This window comes from Variovorax nivicola, from assembly GCF_051216475.1.
GTDB lineage: Bacteria > Pseudomonadota > Gammaproteobacteria > Burkholderiales > Burkholderiaceae_C > Variovorax.
In genome coordinates, this window is record NZ_JBPJZK010000003.1 from 426965 (window position 1) to 446719 (window position 19755).

Sequence of the window (19755 nt, forward strand, 5' to 3'; positions counted from 1 at the left end):
AGAACACCATGGCCTCCATCACCCGCTTCCACGTCGGCCCCCGTCTCTCGGAGACGGCCGTGCACAACGGCACCATCTACCTCGCGGGCCAGGTGCCCGACGACACCTCGCAGGACATCCGCGGCCAGACCACGCAGGTGCTGGGCATGGTCGATCGCCTGCTGGCCGAGGCCGGCAGCGACAAGTCGCGCATTCTCATGACGCAGATCTTCCTGGCGGACATCACCGACATCACGGCAATGAACGAGGTGTGGGACGCCTGGATTCCGGCCGGCAACACGCCGCCGCGTGCCACCGTGCAGGCCAAGATGGCCAATGCGGCCTACAAGATCGAGATCGTGGTGACGGCCGCGCAGGCCTGAGCGGCTGCGATCAGTACCGCTTCTCGAGGACCATCTGGTCCGCGTCGCGCCGCATCGAGAAGCGGTTGATAAAGCTGTTGCCCAGCAGCACGAAGGGCATGGCCTGCGGCGAGATGATGGCGTCGATGTCGTAGACCTCGACGTCGCCCACGCGCACCGATTGCAGGCGCAGCCGGTAGCCCGTCGTCGCGCCGTTGGCGGTGTTCATCATGACGCGCTCGCCCTTGCTGTAGTCGAGCCCGATGCGCTGGGCGTCGTCGGCCGAGAGCGCGACGGCCGTCGCGCCCGTGTCGAGCATGAACGTGACCGGCCGGCCGTTGATGGCGCCTTGCGTCATGAAATGCCCACGGCTGTCGGCCGACAGCACGACACGGTTTCCGCCTCCGCCCGAGCCACCCCCGCCGCCGATGCTGACCGGCGTGTCCATGCGCAGGCTGACGCGCTTGCCGTCGAGTTCGACCACGGCCTGCTCGGCCTGCAGCGAGAGCAGTTTCACGCCCTGGTAGCTCTCGCCGACCGCCACGGTCTTGGGCGGGTTGCCGTTCACGATCAGGATCGCGCGGCTGCCGATGCTGCCGGTCAGGGTGACCGAGCCGGCGGCATGCGCCACTGCAGCGGCAGCCAGCAGCTGCGCTGCGACGACGAGGGCTTTCATGAAGGAGCCGCTCAGTCGCGGAAGTTGTTGAACGTGAGCGGCATGTCCGACACGTCCTTCTTGATGAGCGCCATGGCGGCTTGCAGATCGTCGCGCTTGGCGCCGGTGATGCGCACTGCGTCGCCCTGGATCGCCGCCTGCACCTTGAGTTTGCTGTCCTTGACGATGCGGGTGATCTTCTTGGCCTGCTCGCTTTCGATGCCGCTCTTGACCTTGATGACCTGCTTGACCTTGTCGCCGCCCATCTTCTGGACGTCGCCCTTGTCGAGGAAGCGCACGTCGACGCTGCGCTTGGTGAGCTTGCTGCGCAGAATGTCTTCCACCTGAACGAGCTGGAACTCGGCGTCGCCGATCATGGTGATCTCTTTGTCCTTGAGCTCGACGGCGGCGGCCGTACCCTTGAAATCGAAGCGCGTTCCGATTTCCTTGGCGGTGTTCTCGACCGCGTTCTTCACCTCGGGCAGGTTGGGCTCGCAGACGGTATCGAAGGACGGCATGGACTCTCTCCTGAATTCACTGGTGCTGGATGCGACAATTCTCCCATGATCGTGGAGTCCAACGTCCCGCTGCAGCCCTACAACAGCTTCGGCATCGTCGCGCGTGCGCAGCATCTGGCGCGCATTGCAGGCGAGGCCGACCTGATTGCGCTGCGCGCCGATCCGACATGGCGCGACGCGCCCCGGTTCGTGCTGGGCGGCGGCAGCAACATCGTGCTCACGGGCGACGTCAAGCCGCTGGTGCTGAAGATCGAGATCAAGGGCCTGCGGCTGGTGGAAGAAACGCCACGCGCCTGGATCGTCGAGGCCGGTGCCGGCGAGATCTGGCACGACGCCGTCGAGTGGATGGTGCGCAGCGGCTACCCGGGGCTGGAAAACCTGGCCCTGATTCCGGGCACGGTGGGCGGCTCGCCGGTGCAGAACATCGGCGCCTACGGGGTCGAGCTGCAAGACCGCTTCGATTCACTCGACGCTTTCGACCTGGAAACCGGCCGCAGCTTTACGCTCGACGCCGCCCAATGCGCCTTCGGCTACCGCGACTCGGTGTTCAAGCACGTGCGCAGCGGCCCGAACGACTTCGGCCTGGCGGGCAGGGCGGTGATCACCCGGGTGCGCTTTCGCTTGCCCAAGCCCTGGAAGGCCGTGGTCGGCTACCTCGACCTCGAACGCAAGATGGAAGAAGCCGGCAACTTCACGCCGAGCGCGCAGGACGTCTTCGACTGGATCTGCGCCATCCGCCGCGCCAAGCTGCCCGACTGGCGCGTGCTGGGCAACGCCGGCAGCTTCTTCAAGAACCCGACCGTCACACCCGAGCAATGCGCCGACATCATTGCGCGCGACCCCAAGATCGTTCACTACCCGATGGACGACGGCAGCATCAAGCTGGCAGCCGGCTGGCTCATCGATGCCTGCGGCTGGAAGGGCAAGTCGGTGGGCAATGCCGGCGTGTACGAGCGGCAGGCGCTGGTGCTGGTCAACCGCGGCGGCCGCGAGAACCCGGTGACCGGCGGCGAAGTGATGACTCTGGCCAAGGCCATCCAGACCAGCGTGTACGAGCGTTTCGGTATCCGGCTGGAGCCGGAGCCGGTGGTCGTCTGACGGCATGGGTCTCGACTTTCTGCACCTGAATTTCCGCCGCCGCATCGGCGCGCTGCTATGGGCCCGGCGGGCGGTGCCGCTCATTGCGCTGCTCGCCCTGTTCCTGGGCTCGCGCCGCTGGGGCTCGGTGGTGGCTGTGATCGTGGTGGCGCTGCTGTTCTCGGCGGTGCTCAAGTTTCTCGAAACCAGCTTGCGGCGCCAGTTCATCCGCGAGGCGCGACTGCCGCCCTTCCTCGTCGGCAAGCTGTGCGAAGCGCACCCGCAACTCAGCCGGCGCGATGCCGAACTGGTGCTGCGCGGCCTGCGCCAGTTCTTCATGGCGCACCTGCGCAGCGAGCGCAAGTTCGTGGCGATGCCTTCGAAGGTGGTCGACACGGCCTGGCACGAGTTCATCCTGCACACGCAGGGCTACCAGAACTGGTGCAAGGCGGCCTTCGGCGGCATGCTGCACCACAGCCCGGCGGAGGTGCTGGGCAAGGATGCCCGGCGCAACGACGGCCTGCGCCGCACCTGGTATTGGGCCTGCAAGGAAGAGAGCATCGATCCGCGCAAGCCGGCGCGCCTGCCGCTGCTGTTTGCGCTGGACGTCAAGTTCGCGATCGATGGCGGCTTTCACTATGTGCCCGACTGCCGGGCGGTCGAGCGGTACATCGGCTCGGACGCCCAGTGCGGCACCAGCTTCGGGGAATCGTCTTCGTCGGATGGAGGCAGCGCGGGCGATGCCGGTGGGTTCGGCGGCAGCGAGTCGTCGAGCAGCAGCGGCGATGGCGGCTCCAGCGATGGAGGCGGCTCGTCCGACGGCGGTGGTGGGTGTGGCGGTGGCTGCGGTGGAGGCGGCGGCGACTGACCCTCGCAGCGCAACAATGAAAAACGGGCCCCGAGGGGCCCGTTGTCGTTTCTGCCTCGCTGAAGAGGCAGAGGCGGCGATCAGCTTGCGTCGCCGTCGTTGGCCAGCTTCGGCAGCGAAGCGCCTTCGCCCGACGACAGCAGGCCGACCCGGGTGTAGATCGCCAGCTTCTCGCGCGTGTCGACGATGTCGAGGTTGCGCATCGTCAGTTGGCCGATGCGGTCCAGCGGCGTGAACGCGCCCTCGACCTTTTCCATGCTCAGGCGCTCGGGCTTGTACGTGAGGTTGGCCGATTCGGTGTTCAGGATCGAGTAGTCGTTGCCGCGGCGCAGCTCGACCGTCACTTCGCCGGTGATGGCGCGCGCCACCCAACGTTGCGCCGTCTCGCGCAGCATGATGGCTTGCGGGTCGAACCAGCGGCCCTGGTACAGCAGGCGGCCGAGGCGGCGGCCGTTGTCGCGGTACTGCTCGATGGTGTCTTCGTTGTGGATGCCGGTGACGAGGCGTTCATAGGCGATGAACAGCAGCGCGAGGCCCGGAGCCTCGTAGATACCGCGGCTCTTGGCCTCGATGATGCGGTTCTCGATCTGGTCGCTCATGCCCAGGCCGTGGCGGCCGCCGATGCGGTTGGCTTCGAGGATCAGGTCGACCAGGTTCGCGTAGCGAACGCCGTTCAGCGCAACGGGCACGCCTTCTTCGAAGCGCACCGAGACGGTTTCGCGCTTGACTTCGACCTCGTCCTTCCAGAAGGCCACGCCCATGATGGGCTGCACGATCTGGATGCCGCTGTTCAGGTGCTCGAGGTCTTTGGCCTCGTGCGTGGCGCCGAGCATGTTCGAGTCGGTCGAGTAGGCCTTTTCGGCCGACATCTTGTAGGCGAAGCCGGCTTTCTGCATGAACGCCGACATTTCGGCGCGGCCGCCCAGCTCGTCGATGAAGACCTGGTCGAGCCAGGGCTTGTAGATCTTGAGGTTGGGGTTGGTCAACAGGCCGTAGCGGTAGAAGCGCTCGATGTCGTTGCCCTTGTAGGTGCTGCCGTCGCCCCAGATGTGGACGTCGTCTTCCTTCATGGCGGACACCAGCATCGTGCCGGTGACCGCGCGGCCCAGCGGCGTGGTGTTGAAGTAGGTGACGCCGGCGGTGGTCACGTGGAAGGCGCCAGCCTGCAGCGCGGCGATGCCTTCGTTGGCCAGCTGCACGCGGCAGTCGATCAGGCGGGCGTTCTCGGCGCCGTAGAGCATCGCCTTGCGCGGGATCTCGTCGTAGTCGGGCTCGTCGGGCTGGCCGAGGTTGGCGGTGTAGGCGTAGGGGATCGCGCCCTTGTTGCGCATCCAGTGGAGCGCTGCGCTGGTGTCCAGGCCGCCCGAGAAGGCAATGCCGACCTTCTGGCCGGCGGGAACGTTTTGGAGGATGGTCGACATGTCAGGGAGGTCCGGTTAGCGGTTCGCGGTTCAGCCGAAATGGCAGATGTAGCTGTAGGGCTCGCCGCTCACGCGGATCTGGAAGCTGGAGTTGCCCGGCACGCTGAACTTCTGGCCAGGGCCCGAGGCCACCCATTCGCTGGTGCCCGACAGCAGGTATTCGCAGCTGCCGGCGGTGCCTTCCATGATTTCGGGGGCGCCGGTGTTGAAGGTGAGGGTGGACGGCAAGATCACGCCGACCGATTTCTTCGTGCCGTCCGCGAGCGTGAGGCTGTGGCTCACGCATTTGCCGTCGAAGTACACATTGGCCTTGGTGGCCACTGCGGCGCTGTTCAGAGTGTCGGTAGTCGTCGTCATTGGGTGGCGCCGGCGCCTGGGCGGTCGGCAAATCGAGGACGCACCGCACCGGCGGCGCACCCGTCAAGGGTTGGAAAAGTCCTCGATTTTAGGGGCTCGGGCGGCATGGGCCGCCGGCCGGCGGCTCAGCGGTGCCAGCCGCGGTATCCGCCACCCCAGCCGCCGCGGTAGCCACCGCCGCCCCAGCCGCGCGAATAGCCGAGGTTCAGCGAGATGCCGACCGGCGGGTAGACGTAAGGATAGGCATAGGGGTACGGATAGGCCGGCTGCACGTAGACCGGAGCGGCATACACCGGCGCCGGCTGGTAGACCGGGGCGGGGGCGTTGGAGACGACGACGCCCGGTTCGGGCACCACGCTGTCCCAGGGGGAGCCGCCGGACTGCGGGTAGTAATTGCCGCTGTTGGCCTCGACCGGATAGGTTTGCACCTGCGGCTGCGGCGCCACCGGCGAGGTCGTCACGCCGTAGCCGCTGGCCTGGATCGGAATGGTCGCGCCGGGCTGGCTGTTCATGCGGGTGGTGTACTGGCGCCCGTTGTATTCGTAGGTGACGTTGTAGTTCACGTCGCTGCCGGTCGTTTCGCGGATCGGTGTGGCGGAGATCACCCGGGCCTGGACCACCTGGTTCTGCTGGGCGTGCACGAGGCCGGTGCCCGCGGCCAGCGCGCCGGCCACGGAAATGCCGGCGAAGGTGCGAAAAACGTGTTTGTTCATGGTGTGTTTCTCCTGCAGATCGCGATTTGACGCCGGGCCGCAGGCCGGGTTCCGGGGTTTACACGGCGTTGACAGCCCAGGATTCGGTGTCGAACCCTGTCGTAACGGGCTTTTTCGGGCCCCAGTTGACCACCGGCCGCTTGATCAGGCTGGGGTTGGCCAGCAGCACCGCGCGGGCCGAGCCAGCATCGATTACGCCCTCGCGGGTGGCGTCGTCGAGTTTGCGCCAGGTGGTGCCCTTGCGGTTGACCAGAGCCTCCCAGCCGGGCTTCTTCAGCCACTGGTCGAGCTCGGCCTCGGGCACGCCCTGTTTCTTGAAGTCGTGGAAGGTGTAGGCCACACCATGTTCATCGAGCCAGGCGCGGGCGCGCTTGACGGTGTCGCAGTTCGGAATGCCGTATAGGGTTGTCATGGCCGCGATGATGCCCCGAGCAGCGGGTCGGCGACAATGCCGGCCTCCATGGAAACCCTTAACGACTGGCTCGCGCGCGCCGAGCAACTCCATCCCAAGAACATCGAACTCGGACTGGAGCGCGCCAAAGAAATGGCGCAGCGCCTCGGCCTGCGCTTCGGCTGCCCCGTCATCACGGTGGCGGGCACCAACGGCAAGGGCTCGACCTGCGCCATGCTCGAATCGATCCTCACGCACGCGGGCTACCGCACGGCGGTATTCACCTCGCCGCACCTGGTGCGCTTCGAAGAGCGGCTGCGGCTCAAGGGCGAAGCCGTCGATGCTTCCAAACTGATAGCAAGCTTCGAAGTGGTGGAGAAGGCGCGCGGCGACATGGCCCTGACCTACTTCGAATTCACCACGCTCGGCATCCTGCATTGCATGATCGAGGAAAAGCCCGACGTGGCGATCCTCGAAGTCGGCCTGGGCGGGCGGCTCGATGCGGTCAACATCATCGACACCGACTGCGCGGTCATCACCAGCATCGACCTTGACCACATGGAATACCTCGGGCCCGACCGCGAAAGCATCGGCTTCGAGAAGGCCGGCATCCTGCGCCCGGGCAAGCCCGCCGTTGTCAGCGACCCGATGCCGCCGCAGAGCGTGATCGATCATGCGAACGCCATCGGTGCCGACCTGTGGCGCTTCGGGACCGACTTCAACGTGTCGGGCGACAAGCAGCAGTGGGGCTGGTCTGGGCGTGGCCGGCGCTACAGCGGGCTGGCCTATCCGGCACTGCGCGGGGCCAACCAACTCATCAATGCGGCCGGCGTGCTCGCGGCGCTCGAGGCGCTGCGCCCGCAACTGCCGATCACGGCGCAGGCCGTGCGCAACGGGCTCGCGATGGTCGAGCTGCCGGGCCGCTTCCAGATCGTGCCGGGCGAACCGGCGCTTGTGCTCGACGTGGCGCACAATGCCCACGCCGTGGCCGCGCTGGCCGAGAACCTCGATGCGATGGGCTTCTACCCCACCACGCACGGCGTGTTCGGCGTGATGGCCGACAAGGATCTCGCACCGATCCTCGCGCGCATCGGGCCGCTGATTGACCGCTGGTACTTCACCGACCTGCCCACGCCGCGCGCCGCCAAGGCGGCCGACCTGCTGGCCAGCTGGCAGGCGCAGAACACGCGCACCGATGCCTCTGGCAGCGTGTATGCGGGCCCGATGGAAGCGTTGCGCGCAGCCATCGAGCAGGCGGGGCCCGCTGATAGAATCGTGGTCTTCGGATCGTTCTTCACCGTGGGTGGCGTGCTCGAAAACGGCACCCCCCGGCTGCAAGCCAAACACCTGCTGCCAGGCGGCTGATCGTCGGGCTGTCCATACCATCTGGCACCACCTCGCTGCACTCCTTCAGGGATCGAACTTCATGGCGTTTTTCAAGTTCCGCACGCGCGGCCCACAAGGCAACGAAGGACGCAGCGCCCCGGCCGCTGTCCCCGCGGAAAGTGTCGAAACCATGCGTCGGCGTGCGCGCCACCGGCTGCTCGGCGCAGCGGTGCTGGTGCTGCTCGGCGTGATCGGTTTTCCGCTGCTGTTCGATACGCAGCCGCGCCCCGTGTCGGTCGACATTCCCATCGAGATTCCCGACCGCAACAAGGTCAAGCCGCTGCCCGTGCCCGCCACGCCGGCACCTGCCACGAGCACCGCGCCGGCTGCACCCGACAACAGCAGCTCGCGCGTGGCCTCGGCATCGGCCTCGTCCAGCGGCATGATCACCGAGACCGCCGACGGCACGGTGATCGACTCCGGCAAGCCCGTGCCCAGCACGCCGCCCGTTGCCGCCGTCGAGCCCAAGCCTGAACCGAAGCCCAAGCCCGAGCCCAAACCGGAGCCGAAGCCCGAACACAAGCCGGAACCCAAACCCGAGCCCAAGCCAAAGCCCGAAGCCAAGCCAGACCCCAAGCCCGAAGCGAAACCCAAGCCGGCCGCCTCTGATGATGGCGCCCGCGCCCGTGCGCTGCTCGAAGGCAAGCCTGTCACCACTGCCGCCAAGCCCGCCGCTGCCGATGAAGGTGGCCGCTTCGTGGTGCAGGTGGGTGCTTTCGCCGATGCCGACAAGGCGCGCGAAGTGCGCCAGAAGCTCGAAAAAGCCGGCCTCAAGACCTATGTTCACGTGGCGAAGACTGCCGATGGCGAGCGCACGCGTGTGCGTGTCGGCCCCTTCAGTTCACGTGCCGAGGCCGACCGCGCGGCGGAGAAGGTCAAGGGCTTGTCTTTGTCGGCCGCGATCCTCACGTTGTAAGAGCCGTCGCCTGCTGTTGCCGTGGCCTTGCTCGACTGGATCGCCGTCGCGCTCATCGGGGTGTCGATGCTGTTCGGCCTGATGCGCGGGCTGGTGTTCGAAGTGATTTCGCTGATCGGCTGGGTGGCAGCCTTCATTGCAGCCCAGTGGCTGGCTTCTGGTGTGGCGGCATGGCTGCCGTTCGGCGATCCGCAGGGGGCGTGGCGTTATCCGCTGGCCTTCGTGCTGGTGTTTGTGGCGGTGGTGTTCGGCGTGGGCCTGGTGGCCGCGCTCACGCGCAAGTTGATCACGGTCGTGGGCCTGCGGCCGGTGGACCGGATTTTGGGAGCAGCGTTCGGAGCGGCGCGGGGTGCGGTGGCCCTGCTCGTGCTGGCCGTCGTTGTTCATTTGCTGGTGTTGAGCGACAGTGCCTGGTGGCACGAGTCGCGCTGCGCCATTGTTCTCGATGCGGCATTGCAGGGCCTCAAACCCTCGTTGCCTGAAAAGTTGGCAAGCTACCTGCCCTGAGAGGAATCGTTCATGTGTGGAATCGTCGGCGTTGTCAGCAGCGCACCCGTCAATCAGCTGCTCTATGACGCGCTGCTGCTCCTGCAGCATCGCGGCCAGGATGCCGCTGGCATCGTGACCTTGCTCGAACGCAAGTTCTTCATGCACAAGGCCAAGGGCATGGTCCGCGACGTGTTTCGCACGCGCAACATGCGCGCGCTGCCGGGCAACGTGGGCCTGGGCCAGGTGCGCTACCCGACCGCCGGCAATGCATACAGCGAGGAAGAGGCCCAGCCCTTCTACGTGAACGCGCCGTTCGGCATCGTGCTCGTGCACAACGGCAACCTGACCAACGCGCATGCGCTGCGTTCGGAGCTGTTCTCCACCGACCACCGCCACACCAACACCGAGAGCGACTCCGAAGTGCTGCTCAACGTGCTGGCGCACGAGCTGGAGCGCTCTTCGCGCGGCGTGCCGTTGCATCCGGCCGAGGTGTTTGCTGCGGTCAAGAACATGCACAAGCGCCTGCGCGGCTCGTACGCCGTGGTGTCGCTGATCGCCGGCCACGGCCTGCTCGCTTTCCGCGACCCGTACGGCATCCGCCCGCTGTGCATGGGCCGCAGCGCCGACGGCACCGTGATGGTGGCGAGCGAATCGGTCGCGCTGGAAGGCTCGGGCCATGTGTTCGAGCGCAACATCAACCCGGGCGAGGCCGTGTTCATCGACCTCGAAGGCAACGTGCATTCGATGCAGTGCGCCGAAGCGCCGACGCTGAACCCCTGCATCTTCGAATTCGTGTACCTCGCGCGTCCGGACTCGGTGCTCGACGGCATCTCGGTCTACCAGGCGCGCCTGAACCTTGGCGAGACGCTGGCCAAGCGCGTGGTGTCTACCGTGCCGCCGAACCAGATCGACGTGATCATCCCGATTCCCGAGTCGAGCCGCCCGAGCGCCACGCAACTCGCGCACCTGCTGGGCGTGCCGTACCGCGAAGGCTTCGTGAAGAACCGCTACGTTGGCCGCACCTTCATCATGCCGGGGCAGGGCGTGCGCAAGAAGTCGGTGCGCCAGAAGCTCAACGTGATTGCCAGCGAGTTCAAGGGCCGCAACGTGCTGCTGGTCGACGACTCGATCGTGCGCGGCACCACCAGCCGCGAAATCGTGCAGATGGCGCGCGACGCCGGCGCCCGCAAGGTCTACCTGGCCAGCGCCGCGCCGCCGGTGCGCTACCCCAACGTCTACGGCATCGACATGCCGACCAAGGACGAGCTGGTGGCGCACGACCGCACCATTGAAGAAATCCGCGAACTGATCGGCTGCGACGCGCTGATCTACCAGGACGTCGACGCCATGAAGCGCGCCATTGGCTCGCTGAACACCAAGCTCGACGGCTTTGACGCCTCGTGCTTCGACGGCGTGTACGTGACCGGCGACATCGACACCGACGCCATCTCGCGCATGAACGGCAACCGTCCCCGCGTCGAAGAGACCGAAGAAGATTCTTCGCGTCTCGCACTCCCCAACCACAGCGAGTGAGAGCCCAAGAAGTGACCGACGAACGAACCCTGCCACCCGGACTGCATCGCGACACGCTCGCGCTGCGCACCGGACTGGCGCCGAGCCAGCACGGCGAGCACTCCGAGGCGCTGTTCCTGACGAGCGGCTTCGTGCAGCCTGATGCCGAAACCTCGGCGCGCCGCTTTGCGGGCACCGAAGCGGGCTTTACCTATTCGCGCACGTCCAACCCGACGGTGGCGAGCTTCGAGCAGCGCCTTGCTGCGCTCGAAGGCACCGAGGCAGCCATCGGCGCGTCGACGGGCATGGGCGCGATCCTCATGATGTGCATGGGCCTGCTGAAGGCCGGCGACCACGTGATCTGCTCGCGCTCGGTGTTCGGCTCCACGCTGAACCTGTTCGGCAAGGAGTTTGCCAAGTTCGGTGTGGAAACCACTTTCGTCTCGCAGACCGACGTGGCGGAATGGCGCGCTGCGCTGAAGTCCAATACGAAGTTGCTGTTTGCCGAGACGCCGACCAATCCGCTGACCGAGGTGTGCAACATCCGTGCGCTCGCCGATCTTGCGCACGGCGCTGGCGCGCTGCTGGCTGTAGACAACTGCTTCTGCACGCCGGCGCTGCAGCGCCCCACCGAGCTGGGCGCCGATCTCATCATCCATTCGGGTACCAAGTACCTCGACGGCCAGGGCCGCGTGATGGCCGGCGCGATCTGCGGGCCGTCGAAGCTCATCGTCGACGTGTTCGGCCCCGTGGTGCGTACCGCCGGCATGGCGCTGTCGCCGTTCAATGCGTGGGTCGTGCTCAAGGGCATGGAAACGCTGGGCATCCGCATGCAGGCCCAATGCGCGAACGCACTGGCCGTTGCGAAATGGCTCGAAGCGCAGCCGGGCATCGCTCGCGTCTATTACCCGGGGCTCGCTTCGCATCCGCAGCATGAACTGGCCATGCGCCAGCAGGCGGGGCAGGGCGGGGCGGTGGTGTCCTTCGACGTGGTCGGCAATGACCCCGAGACGGCGCGCGCCAATGCGTTCCACGTCATCAACAGCACGCGCGTGGTGAGCGTCGCCACCAACCTTGGCGACGTGAAGACCATCATCACGCATCCCGGCACGACCTCGCACGGGCGCCTCACCGAAGCACAGCGCCAGGCCGCAGGCATCGGCCAGGGGCTGATCCGCCTCGCGGTCGGCCTCGAGTACATCGACGACATCACGGCAGACCTCTCTCGTGGTCTCGGCACCCTGACAACCTGATTGATTCATGACCGGCAAAGTTCGCACCCGCATCGCACCGTCTCCCACCGGCTTTCTTCACCTGGGCACGGCCCGCACTGCGCTCTATTCGTGGGCCTATGCGCGCCACCACGGCGGCGAGTTCGTGCTGCGCATCGAGGACACCGACGTGGCCCGCTCCACGCAGGACTCGACCGACCAGATCCTCGCGTCGATGCACTGGCTCGGCCTCGACTACGACGAAGGCCCGATCTACCAGATGCAGCGCCTGGAGCGGTATCGCGAAGTGATCGCGCAGATGCTCGCGGCCGGCACGGCCTACCACTGCTACTGCACGCCGGCCGAGCTCGACGAGATGCGCGAGGCGCAACGCGCACGCGGCGAGAAGACGCTTTACGACCGCCGCTGGCGTCCCGAGCCGGGCAAGGTGCTGCCGCCCGTGCCCGAAGGCGTGCCGCCCGTGGTGCGCTTCTGCAATCCGCCTGAAGGCGACGTGACGTGGAACGACCTCGTTAAGGGCGAGATCACCATCAACAACCGCGAGATCGACGACCTCATCATCCTGCGGCCCGACGGTGTGCCGACCTACAACTTCGCGGTGGTGGTCGACGACTGGGACATGAACATCACGCACGTGTTCCGTGGCGACGAGCACATCAACAACACGCCGTGGCAGATCAACATCTTCCGCGCGCTCGGCGCACCGCTGCCCGAGTTCGGTCATGTGCCCGTGATCCTGGGCGACGACGGGCAGAAGCTGTCGAAGCGCCGCGGTGCCGTGAGCGTCACGGCCTACGAAGACAACGGCTACCTGCCTGAGGCGATGCTCAACTACCTCGCGCGCCTCGGCTGGAGCCACGGCGACGACGAACTCTTCACACGCGAGCAGATGGTGAGCTGGTTCGACGGTTCGCACCTTTCGAAGAGCCCCGCGCAGTGGGATGCGGCCAAGCTCGCGTGGGTCAACGCGCAATACATCAAGGCGAAGAGCGGTGAAGAGCTCGCACCGCTTGTTGCAGCACAGTTGCAAAAGCGCGGCATCGTGGCCGACGAGCGTTTGCCCGCGATCTGCGCGCTGTTCAAGGACCGTTGCGACACCACGGTAGCGCTGGCCGACTGGGCTGCGGCGTTCTATGCGGACATCAACGTGAGCGATGCCGATCGTGCGCAGCACATCACCGATGCAGTGAAGCCCGCGATCGCAACGCTCGCAGAAAAATTGATGACGGCTGCCTGGGATAAGGCCTCAATCGCAGTTACCATCAAGGAAGTTCTCGCCGCACATGCATTGAAAATGCCGGTGTTGGCGATGCCAGTACGAGTGCTTGTGATGGGAACATCGCAGACACCGTCCCTCGATTCAGTGCTCGAAATTTTTTCCCGCGAAAAAGTTATCGAGCGATTGAAAAAGGCCTGAAAAATCGGGCTATAATTCGAGGCTCGACACCCACACGGGGGTATAGCTCAGCTGGGAGAGCGCTTGCATGGCATGCAAGAGGTCATCGGTTCGATCCCGTTTACCTCCACCATCAAAGTGTCGAGAAGGTATGAAGTGCTGATCGCAGCACGTCCAAGGTTTTGACCCTATCGTCTAGAGGCCTAGGACACCACCCTTTCACGGTGGCTACCGGGGTTCGAATCCCCGTAGGGTCGCCAGTTTCACTTCGGTGAAGCAGGCACAAGTGGCAACACTTGGCTCCGTCAAACGAGCGAACGTTGTCTACCAGGAGTGGTAGTTCAGTTGGTTAGAATACCGGCCTGTCACGCCGGGGGTCGCGGGTTCGAGTCCCGTCCACTCCGCCAGCATTAAAGCCCTTGTAAGTCAATGACTTGCAAGGGCTTTTCCTTTTGGGTGGTAGCAGTTTTGGTAGCAATCTATGCTGAAACTGCCTGTGTACCTCAGGGGGCACACTTACTACTTTCACACCCGCATTAGTGGGGTTCAGTTCAAGCGCAGCCTTGGAACGAGCGACCCCCTCACCGCTAAACTGCGAGCAATCGAGTTCTTGCGTGTGATTGATATGCACAAACCCAAGCTGGAAGATTTCAAGTTCGAAGGTGTCGATCCGTCGAAGTATGAAATCGATTTGTCTCGGGGTATCGCCAACGCGACGGACCCGGAAGACCACAAGCGCCTCATGCAAGCTCTGAAGCTCATGGCTAAGGCTGCGCAAGGCCCACAGCCTACGGCTGTCGTTGAGCCCCTGAAGGTGGCTGCTCCCACAGAAGGCGCGTTGACACTGCCCGAGTTGGTGGGCAAATTCTTCACCCTGAAGAGCACCTTGAGCGACGCCACCAAGACCGACTACACGGCGACGGCTAACGAGCTGGACGAGTACCTGAAGAGCCCCGGGCTGGTGGATATTGGCGAAGACAATATCACCAGCTACATGGAGTTCCTGGCGGCTCGTGGCAACACGCCGCGCACCATTGATAAGAAGGTTGGCGCTGTCCGTGCACTGTTCAACTTCGCCAAGAAACAGAAGCTCTTCAAGGGTGAGAACCCGGCAGCAGATCGCAACTTGCTCACGCGCAAGCAAAAGAACGCGGCAGGCTCCAAGGCCTTCGATCTGGCAGACATTCAAACCCTCTTTGGGAATGAGCAGTTCGCAGAGTACAAGGCCAAGGAGCCGGCCTTCTACTGGATTGCTACAGCAGGCTTGATCACTGGTGTGCGTGTCTCTGCACTGGCAGCTATCACCAAAGCTTCTTTCAAGATCTCACCAGCGGGCACGCACTACATTTATATTGACTCGGACAAGACCGAGGCGGGCAAGCGCCCCGTTCCCTTGCCCAAGGGGTTTTTCGTACCCTTCTTCGAGTTCATTAAGTCGAGCGGCGGGTTTGGGTTCAAGGTGCGCCCAGACGGCAAGGGCGCCAGTGATCCGGTGCGCAAGCTCCTAGACGCTCACAAGAGCGCCATTGGCTATGAAGGCGGCAAGCAGACTTTCCACAGTCTCCGCAAGACCTTCAATACCTACCTCCAACACAGCAAGGTTCCCCTTGAAGCGCGCTGCCAAATCATTGGGCATGAATTGGATCACGTAAACGTCCAAGTTTACGGCGAGGAATATTCGCTTGAAGAATTGGCGGGCATGGTTGTACCGTGCCAACAAGAGCTTCTGAAAATTATCAAGTTCTGAAATGGTTTGAATCTGTGAAGCCTTCCGGGTCGCGTGCCCGGGAGGCTTTTCCTTTGCCTGCACTTGACAAATAGAAAGAAATCCACTTTATTAATCGATATAGATTTTTATGGAGGATTCTATGACAGAGAAAAAATTTCCAAAAAGTGTGTCAGTCGATTTTGATCAACAAACTTTTGACTCACTTAAAAAACTTGCAGACGCAGACGAAAGATCACTGAGCTGGGTTGTCAGGAAGGTTGTAAAGGAATTTTTGGTGAGGAAAGATTCTGAGCGGAATAAAATTCAATCAACCGCACCAGAAGCGCAGTCAATGATAAATAGATCAGTGAAATAATGATTGGCCGACCAGTAAAACAAACCCGCGTTCAGCGGGTTTTTTTATGGTCGGAAGGGAGATTCCAAAGAGGGTGAAACCCTTTTTGGCTTAAAAAGGAAAACGCCAGTTTTCCGCTACCAACCCAGAGGAAAAAACGCCAGTTTTTTTGAGGGTTGGTATTTTAAGTAATACCATGGCAAAAACCCCCTTTCGGAGGTTTTTTGACATTGCCGCACAACTCTGCTTTAATATAAGAAGCCAATCAAAACTAAAACAAGGAGGCATTTATGTATTGTATAGCACAATTCGAAAAAATCAAGGGCGCGGGGAATATGTCAAATATAGCCAAACATAACCTGCGAACACATCTAAGCGAGGCTGACAAAGAGAGGGTTGACTCTAGCCTGAGCCACTTAAATAAAATTTTATTTAACCCCTTGGGGATTGATGAAAAGTCGGCGCCCAGTGTCTGGGCAAAGCTGGAAGAGCATTGGGAAAAAAATAAAATTGAGCGCAAGTCTGATAGCGTTCACGCCGTAGATTTAATTCTGTCTACCTCGCCGGAGTTTTGGGGCGACTGGAGAGTTAAGGGGGTAATAACCCATGAGGGGCAAAAGAAGATAGACGATTGGTGCAAGGTACAGCTGGATTTTATCCAAAAACATTTTGGACCTGAAGCATTGAAGTTCGCAGTTTTGCACCTAGACGAGTCGAACCCGCACATTCACCTAATTTTGTCGCCAGAGCAAACCAAGATACTGCGATATAAAAACCAATACGGCTCCCAAGAAAAAAGAGTCACCAGCCTAAATGCGAAGCGTTGGAATCCGGTTTTTTGGAGAAAATTCTTGACGAGCTACGCCGCTGCAAATAATATGTTTGGATTAAAAAGAGGAACGGAGTTTAGTATGCTTGAAAAAATAACTATAAAAGACTACGCTAAATTGACGAAAATTGCAGCAAGCTTTGATTATGAAACTGCGCTTGGAAAAATTATCGCTGATGTAGTGAAAGGTTTAGGCATGGTGAATACCAAGGCCTCTGTCAAAGAGCTAATGGAGAAAAAGCTTGCCCCTAGATTAAAAATCTTGGCCGAATCTAACAAGGCACTGAAAAATCTCTTGGCATTAGATCGCGCTAAGGAATACGAGCTTTTGAAAAAATTGCAAGAAAAAGCCGAAATCCAACTAAAAGAAGCCCTGGCGTCGAAAGAATACCATGGCAATAAATTGAAAAAAATCGTGGAGTTAGAGGCTCAGAATAAAGAGCAGGCTAAAATTATTAAGGCTAAAGACGAGGTTATTGAGGCGCAACGATTAGAAATCGAGCGACTGGAACTCAAGCAAAAATTGACAGCCAACGACCCCAGCTACAAACTGAAAGCCTAATGATGCAAATTTTTCCAAGGATTTATTGCTAATGGAATACGTAGTCGGAGCGGTGATCGCTAGCATTCTTATATTTTTCTCTCTAGCCAAAAAGAAAACGGACAGTTTCAACAAACTATCTCGACTTCCATTTCCGGCTTGGCATTCTATTTACTCTTCTAGCAACACGCCCGAAACGATAGGAATAGCTAGGGCTTTAATACTCCAAACTTTCCATCTTGCAACAGAGTTAGGTGTTTTGAGTCAAGCCGAGAAAAAAGAGCTTGGCGATGGTTCCATGAAAGAAAACCCCGCTCAAGTTGTAAACGGATGGTTTGAGATTGGAATTCCCAATGTCTTGAAAGTTGTTGATGAGAAAAAATTGCTGGAATTCGAAGCTCGATTAGTAGGCGTACTTATTCTAATAACACTAAAAGGAGTTAACCCGGAAGCTGATTTGAGGCGTTTTTTAGAGCATCTTAAAGGCTAAATTGGTTGGCCCCGCCAAATAAGAAGGCCGCTTCACAGCGGCCTTTTTATTGGAGTAAATGAATTAACGAGCAGTCAACCCATAATTTTGGGTTTCGTCATTCTGCCATTGGGGGTTATCTTTCTTTCCCATGAGGGTCTGCTGAATCCCACCAGTTCCGTCTTTCTTGATCACAAGCCTGATCTTCTCGCAGTTGCCAAAGCGCGGGGTAGGGGTGATCGTGATAGTGGCGGTGTCTTCCTCCACCTGGGCGGCCTCGGCAGTCGAGTAGCAGCTGGGAGCAGTGTTGCCCCGGATACGGAAGGTGTAGCCGTCCTTTTCCTTGAAAAGCTCTGCCTTGTTCACACCGGAGGTGGGGCGTTGCGTACCGCTGGCGGGGCTGGTGCTCTGCATTTTGTAATCCCATTCTTGAGATTCTGCGGCCTGTGCCGCAAACGAACCAAAAGCGAGCGAGAGAGCGATAAGATTTTTCATGCTGAATTGCTGGGTTGATAATTCCAACGGGTGCCAGAAGCGGCGCGAATTTCGTTGGCTATAGCTTCTGCAAGGTGCAACGGAACATATTTCGTGATTTGGATCTGTTGCCCATGGGTGTTTGCATATACGTACGCGGTTCCCTTGGGGTTATTTGCTGCAATTTCATTGGCAGTGCCAATGTCGTCAATGTCCTTGTAGGGAAGATTTTTCCCGTCAAACGACAAGCCCACGCTTGGCAAAATTTTGAGAGTGCCTGTGGTTTTCAAAATTGCTTTAATTGCGAAATACATCAATGCCATTGAGATAATTGGCCAGACAACGAGCAAGAATTTTGCTTGCATTGCAAAAAACAAGATGGGTGAGGTGACGGCGCAGGAGGCGGGCACCAAAACAAGAATAAGAAGAAGTCCAAGGGCGCCAGCACCTTTGTGCGAGCCCCAGCGTTCTGCCTTGTAAGAAATGCTGATCGAGCCGTCGACACCGTGCAGTTTGTCGTAGCCCTTTGCGAAGCTGCTTTCCATGTGTTCCCTTAAGTTGAAGGACTTGCAACAGGCTGTCAACCTGTTGGGTTGATTTCAACCCATGAAGTCCTTCACGTCAAGAGGTGGAATCTCAACCATATGGGTTGACTAGGAGAAGCCCTTGAATGCAGACGAAGAAACCACACTCGCCAAGCTTGTAGGCGCCGCTCTGACGCAGAGCCGTACAGCAGCGGGCTTCACTCAAGAGCAAGCGGCCGAGGCACTAGGCATAGGCGCTGAGGCTGTATCGCGTATGGAGAGGGGGGTGGTGATTCCGTCGCTACCTAGGCTCGTAGAGTTCGCAGAACTCTACGAATGTTCGGTTGAGAGCTTCCTAGGCAAGGCTGCTGGCCAGCCTGCCGGCTTGGCTCTCACAATCGAGCGAATGCTGGGGAACTTGGATCGCGTTGATCGCCAATTTGTTTATGAACTGGTCGAAACTTCCTGCGAGCACTTAATTACGAGAAAAACGTAATTTTTTCGATTTGCCATTTTTTGTTCTCTTTTTGAATGGGAGAACTCAATGCATATTGAAAATGGTCTTGAGCTGCAAATACCCCGGAACTTGTTCTTTGTACCGGTTGCCTGACTCTTTGTCTCCCGTGTGCTATCACACGGTACGACAAAGTCTTACCCTAACCCAAATTAAAAATTTTGGGCTGGGACTTTGCCGGCGAGTGATAGCTACCACATAGCACGAGTGAAGAGCGCATAGACCGTCTTCAACTTTCCAGTTCGTGAGGTTCTATCTCACAGTAGCGGGGTCTGGTGATTGTCTTCCCTGTGGCTTTGCTACTAATCCATTCTGACCACTTTCCAAGATTACTCCTGGTTCAACCATTCTTGTGGCCTGTCCCAACCCCTTGCAGTTAGATTTTAATTGGGGTTCCTCTGCTAACAGGCTTTACTCAAGCTGTTGAGACTATATTGAATCGGGAATGGTACTGCAGAGAACAAGTTCCTGAGGAAGAATAACTGCATACTCACTGACGCTTAATAATAGTGATCAAGAGATAAATCTGATTATTCGATTTGTCAACCCCGGAAACAAAAAAACCAGAACTTTCATTCTGGCTTTTCTGCACTATTGTCAAAACGCGTCAGCGAGCTTGACAAAATACAATTTACAGGTAGATTGTTTAAATGTCAAGCTTTAGGAGATTTTAAATGAACGCAAGAGAAGTGCAAGAGTATTTTTATGCCAGACTGTTGGCGGAGCTTTATCGTTGTATGGCTGATCTAACTGCAACGGGAGGGAAGGACATACAAGACGATTTGGTCAGTTGTTTCAATTACTACCTGCCTGTCCTGACGCAATCTCCAAAGCTCAGCTTTGAGCAAAAGATAGCTAAGGGGCGGGCCCCTCAAGCATAATCCCTAGGTCTTTGGCGCGCTGGTCGTCGTCTTTGGTCCAATTTAGCCCTGCAAATTCCTGGCTAGTGATTGTGTAAATTTTGGCTCTGAATTCGTTGCCCGATTTGTAGCGCTCAATTTTTTTGATGTTGCTGACAATGAATTGATCACCTGCGTCAGTCTTGAAAATAGTCATTGCTTCGAATCTC

At 60.0% G+C, this 19755-nt stretch carries 23 protein-coding genes and 3 tRNA genes; 17 read left to right on the plus strand and 9 right to left on the minus strand.

Translation table 11 applies throughout. The annotated features are described in order from the left end of the window. The first annotated feature begins 8 nt into the window (after positions 1-8). On the plus strand, positions 9-362 hold the full coding sequence (locus tag ACSFBF_RS14695) for a RidA family protein (RefSeq protein WP_093051722.1): 354 nt from the start codon (positions 9-11) through the stop codon (positions 360-362). A 10-nt stretch (positions 363-372) separates the two neighbouring features. On the opposite strand, the gene ACSFBF_RS14700 is transcribed toward ACSFBF_RS14695, so the two are convergent. Continuing rightward, positions 373-1017 carry a retropepsin-like aspartic protease family protein gene (locus tag ACSFBF_RS14700; protein WP_435468119.1) on the minus strand — a complete coding sequence of 215 codons (645 nt, stop codon included), beginning with the start codon at positions 1015-1017 and terminating at the stop codon, positions 373-375. Between the two features lie 11 nt (positions 1018-1028). Beyond that, positions 1029-1514 carry a YajQ family cyclic di-GMP-binding protein gene (locus tag ACSFBF_RS14705; protein ID WP_435468121.1) on the minus strand — a complete coding sequence of 162 codons (486 nt, stop codon included), beginning with the start codon at positions 1512-1514 and terminating at the stop codon, positions 1029-1031. A gap of 45 nt (positions 1515-1559) precedes the next feature. Here ACSFBF_RS14705 and murB point away from each other — a divergent pair, with 45 nt between their 5' ends. After that, positions 1560-2612: a UDP-N-acetylmuramate dehydrogenase gene (murB, locus tag ACSFBF_RS14710; protein WP_435468123.1), complete on the plus strand. Its 1053-nt coding sequence runs from the start codon at positions 1560-1562 to the stop codon at positions 2610-2612. 4 nt (positions 2613-2616) lie between these two features. Next, on the plus strand, positions 2617-3459 hold the full coding sequence (locus ACSFBF_RS14715; protein WP_435468125.1) for a glycine-rich domain-containing protein: 843 nt from the start codon (positions 2617-2619) through the stop codon (positions 3457-3459). Between the two features lie 80 nt (positions 3460-3539). Here ACSFBF_RS14715 and argG read toward each other — a convergent pair whose 3' ends face one another. The 4 genes from argG to ACSFBF_RS14735 form a co-directional block, all read right to left on the minus strand. Further along, a complete protein-coding gene (argG, locus tag ACSFBF_RS14720) occupies positions 3540-4880 on the minus strand; it encodes an argininosuccinate synthase (RefSeq protein ID WP_093051703.1) in 1341 nt (446 codons plus the stop codon). Positions 4881-4910: 30 nt separating this feature from the next. Then, a complete protein-coding gene (ppnP, locus tag ACSFBF_RS14725; protein WP_432726527.1) occupies positions 4911-5237 on the minus strand; it encodes a pyrimidine/purine nucleoside phosphorylase in 327 nt (108 codons plus the stop codon). Between the two features lie 125 nt (positions 5238-5362). Then, entirely contained in the window at positions 5363-5950 is a 588-nt protein-coding gene (locus ACSFBF_RS14730; RefSeq protein ID WP_435468128.1) for a hypothetical protein, read from the minus strand. A gap of 58 nt (positions 5951-6008) precedes the next feature. Further along, positions 6009-6362 (minus strand): ArsC family reductase, encoded by a 354-nt coding sequence (locus ACSFBF_RS14735; protein WP_435468130.1) that lies wholly within the window; start codon positions 6360-6362, stop codon positions 6009-6011. Positions 6363-6398: 36 nt separating this feature from the next. On the opposite strand from ACSFBF_RS14735, the gene folC reads away from it, so the two are divergent. The 13 genes from folC (at position 6399) to ACSFBF_RS14800 (ending at position 17195) form a co-directional block, all read left to right on the plus strand. After that, the gene (gene folC / locus ACSFBF_RS14740) at positions 6399-7706 is read left to right on the plus strand and encodes a bifunctional tetrahydrofolate synthase/dihydrofolate synthase (RefSeq protein ID WP_435468132.1); all 1308 of its coding nucleotides are present in this window, start codon (positions 6399-6401) and stop codon (positions 7704-7706) included. Between the two features lie 61 nt (positions 7707-7767). After that, positions 7768-8643 carry an SPOR domain-containing protein gene (locus tag ACSFBF_RS14745; protein ID WP_435468134.1) on the plus strand — a complete coding sequence of 292 codons (876 nt, stop codon included), beginning with the start codon at positions 7768-7770 and terminating at the stop codon, positions 8641-8643. A gap of 21 nt (positions 8644-8664) precedes the next feature. Next, positions 8665-9150: a CvpA family protein gene (locus tag ACSFBF_RS14750; RefSeq protein WP_435468136.1), complete on the plus strand. Its 486-nt coding sequence runs from the start codon at positions 8665-8667 to the stop codon at positions 9148-9150. A 12-nt stretch (positions 9151-9162) separates the two neighbouring features. After that, positions 9163-10665 (plus strand): amidophosphoribosyltransferase, encoded by a 1503-nt coding sequence (gene purF / locus ACSFBF_RS14755; protein ID WP_435468138.1) that lies wholly within the window; start codon positions 9163-9165, stop codon positions 10663-10665. A gap of 11 nt (positions 10666-10676) precedes the next feature. Next, complete coding sequence (locus tag ACSFBF_RS14760; RefSeq protein ID WP_435468140.1) at positions 10677-11897, plus strand: O-succinylhomoserine sulfhydrylase; 1221 nt, start codon at positions 10677-10679, stop codon at positions 11895-11897. Between the two features lie 7 nt (positions 11898-11904). Next, complete coding sequence (gltX, locus tag ACSFBF_RS14765; RefSeq protein WP_435468142.1) at positions 11905-13293, plus strand: glutamate--tRNA ligase; 1389 nt, start codon at positions 11905-11907, stop codon at positions 13291-13293. Between the two features lie 36 nt (positions 13294-13329). Beyond that, a tRNA-Ala gene (locus ACSFBF_RS14770) sits at positions 13330-13405 on the plus strand. A gap of 51 nt (positions 13406-13456) precedes the next feature. Then, positions 13457-13532 (plus strand) — tRNA-Glu (locus tag ACSFBF_RS14775). Positions 13533-13602: 70 nt separating this feature from the next. Next, a tRNA-Asp gene (locus ACSFBF_RS14780) sits at positions 13603-13679 on the plus strand. 74 nt (positions 13680-13753) lie between these two features. After that, entirely contained in the window at positions 13754-15019 is a 1266-nt protein-coding gene (locus tag ACSFBF_RS14785) for a phage integrase SAM-like domain-containing protein (RefSeq protein ID WP_435468144.1), read from the plus strand. Positions 15020-15140: 121 nt separating this feature from the next. Then, positions 15141-15356 (plus strand): ribbon-helix-helix domain-containing protein, encoded by a 216-nt coding sequence (locus tag ACSFBF_RS14790; RefSeq protein WP_435468146.1) that lies wholly within the window; start codon positions 15141-15143, stop codon positions 15354-15356. Positions 15357-15625: 269 nt separating this feature from the next. Continuing rightward, positions 15626-16726, plus strand: a complete 1101-nt coding sequence (locus ACSFBF_RS14795; RefSeq protein WP_435468148.1) for a plasmid recombination protein — start codon at positions 15626-15628, stop codon at positions 16724-16726. Between the two features lie 31 nt (positions 16727-16757). Then, positions 16758-17195 (plus strand): hypothetical protein, encoded by a 438-nt coding sequence (locus ACSFBF_RS14800; protein ID WP_435468150.1) that lies wholly within the window; start codon positions 16758-16760, stop codon positions 17193-17195. Positions 17196-17258: 63 nt separating this feature from the next. Here the strand turns inward: ACSFBF_RS14800 and ACSFBF_RS14805 are convergent, their stop codons facing one another. Both ACSFBF_RS14805 and ACSFBF_RS14810 read right to left on the minus strand, forming a co-directional pair. After that, positions 17259-17669 (minus strand): hypothetical protein, encoded by a 411-nt coding sequence (locus ACSFBF_RS14805; protein WP_435468152.1) that lies wholly within the window; start codon positions 17667-17669, stop codon positions 17259-17261. Beyond that, positions 17666-18193 carry a hypothetical protein gene (locus ACSFBF_RS14810; RefSeq protein WP_435468154.1) on the minus strand — a complete coding sequence of 176 codons (528 nt, stop codon included), beginning with the start codon at positions 18191-18193 and terminating at the stop codon, positions 17666-17668. The genes ACSFBF_RS14805 and ACSFBF_RS14810 overlap by 4 nt, the downstream gene beginning before the upstream one ends. Positions 18194-18314: 121 nt before the next feature. On the opposite strand from ACSFBF_RS14810, the gene ACSFBF_RS14815 reads away from it, so the two are divergent. Further along, positions 18315-18668: a helix-turn-helix domain-containing protein gene (locus ACSFBF_RS14815; protein WP_435468156.1), complete on the plus strand. Its 354-nt coding sequence runs from the start codon at positions 18315-18317 to the stop codon at positions 18666-18668. Between the two features lie 873 nt (positions 18669-19541). Here ACSFBF_RS14815 and ACSFBF_RS14820 read toward each other — a convergent pair. Further along, a complete protein-coding gene (locus ACSFBF_RS14820) occupies positions 19542-19742 on the minus strand; it encodes a hypothetical protein (protein WP_435468158.1) in 201 nt (66 codons plus the stop codon). Positions 19743-19755 lie beyond the last annotated feature (13 nt).

Coding starts and splice junctions, on each gene's coding strand:
- ACSFBF_RS14805 (WP_435468152.1), bottom strand. CDS start 17,669: ATGAAAAATCTTATCGCTCTCTCGCTCGCTTTTGGTTCGTTTGCGGCA.
- ACSFBF_RS14735 (WP_435468130.1), bottom strand. CDS start 6,362: ATGACAACCCTATACGGCATTCCGAACTGCGACACCGTCAAGCGCGCC.
- ACSFBF_RS14810 (WP_435468154.1), bottom strand. CDS start 18,193: ATGGAAAGCAGCTTCGCAAAGGGCTACGACAAACTGCACGGTGTCGAC.
- folC (WP_435468132.1), top strand. CDS start 6,399: ATGCCGGCCTCCATGGAAACCCTTAACGACTGGCTCGCGCGCGCCGAG.
- ACSFBF_RS14800 (WP_435468150.1), top strand. CDS start 16,758: ATGGAATACGTAGTCGGAGCGGTGATCGCTAGCATTCTTATATTTTTC.
- ACSFBF_RS14820 (WP_435468158.1), bottom strand. CDS start 19,742: ATGACTATTTTCAAGACTGACGCAGGTGATCAATTCATTGTCAGCAAC.
- ACSFBF_RS14730 (WP_435468128.1), bottom strand. CDS start 5,950: ATGAACAAACACGTTTTTCGCACCTTCGCCGGCATTTCCGTGGCCGGC.
- ACSFBF_RS14795 (WP_435468148.1), top strand. CDS start 15,626: ATGTATTGTATAGCACAATTCGAAAAAATCAAGGGCGCGGGGAATATG.
- ACSFBF_RS14790 (WP_435468146.1), top strand. CDS start 15,141: ATGACAGAGAAAAAATTTCCAAAAAGTGTGTCAGTCGATTTTGATCAA.
- ACSFBF_RS14745 (WP_435468134.1), top strand. CDS start 7,768: ATGGCGTTTTTCAAGTTCCGCACGCGCGGCCCACAAGGCAACGAAGGA.
- ppnP (WP_432726527.1), bottom strand. CDS start 5,237: ATGACGACGACTACCGACACTCTGAACAGCGCCGCAGTGGCCACCAAG.
- murB (WP_435468123.1), top strand. CDS start 1,560: ATGATCGTGGAGTCCAACGTCCCGCTGCAGCCCTACAACAGCTTCGGC.
- gltX (WP_435468142.1), top strand. CDS start 11,905: ATGACCGGCAAAGTTCGCACCCGCATCGCACCGTCTCCCACCGGCTTT.
- argG (WP_093051703.1), bottom strand. CDS start 4,880: ATGTCGACCATCCTCCAAAACGTTCCCGCCGGCCAGAAGGTCGGCATT.
- ACSFBF_RS14785 (WP_435468144.1), top strand. CDS start 13,754: ATGCTGAAACTGCCTGTGTACCTCAGGGGGCACACTTACTACTTTCAC.
- ACSFBF_RS14700 (WP_435468119.1), bottom strand. CDS start 1,017: ATGAAAGCCCTCGTCGTCGCAGCGCAGCTGCTGGCTGCCGCTGCAGTG.
- purF (WP_435468138.1), top strand. CDS start 9,163: ATGTGTGGAATCGTCGGCGTTGTCAGCAGCGCACCCGTCAATCAGCTG.
- ACSFBF_RS14695 (WP_093051722.1), top strand. CDS start 9: ATGGCCTCCATCACCCGCTTCCACGTCGGCCCCCGTCTCTCGGAGACG.
- ACSFBF_RS14705 (WP_435468121.1), bottom strand. CDS start 1,514: ATGCCGTCCTTCGATACCGTCTGCGAGCCCAACCTGCCCGAGGTGAAG.
- ACSFBF_RS14715 (WP_435468125.1), top strand. CDS start 2,617: ATGGGTCTCGACTTTCTGCACCTGAATTTCCGCCGCCGCATCGGCGCG.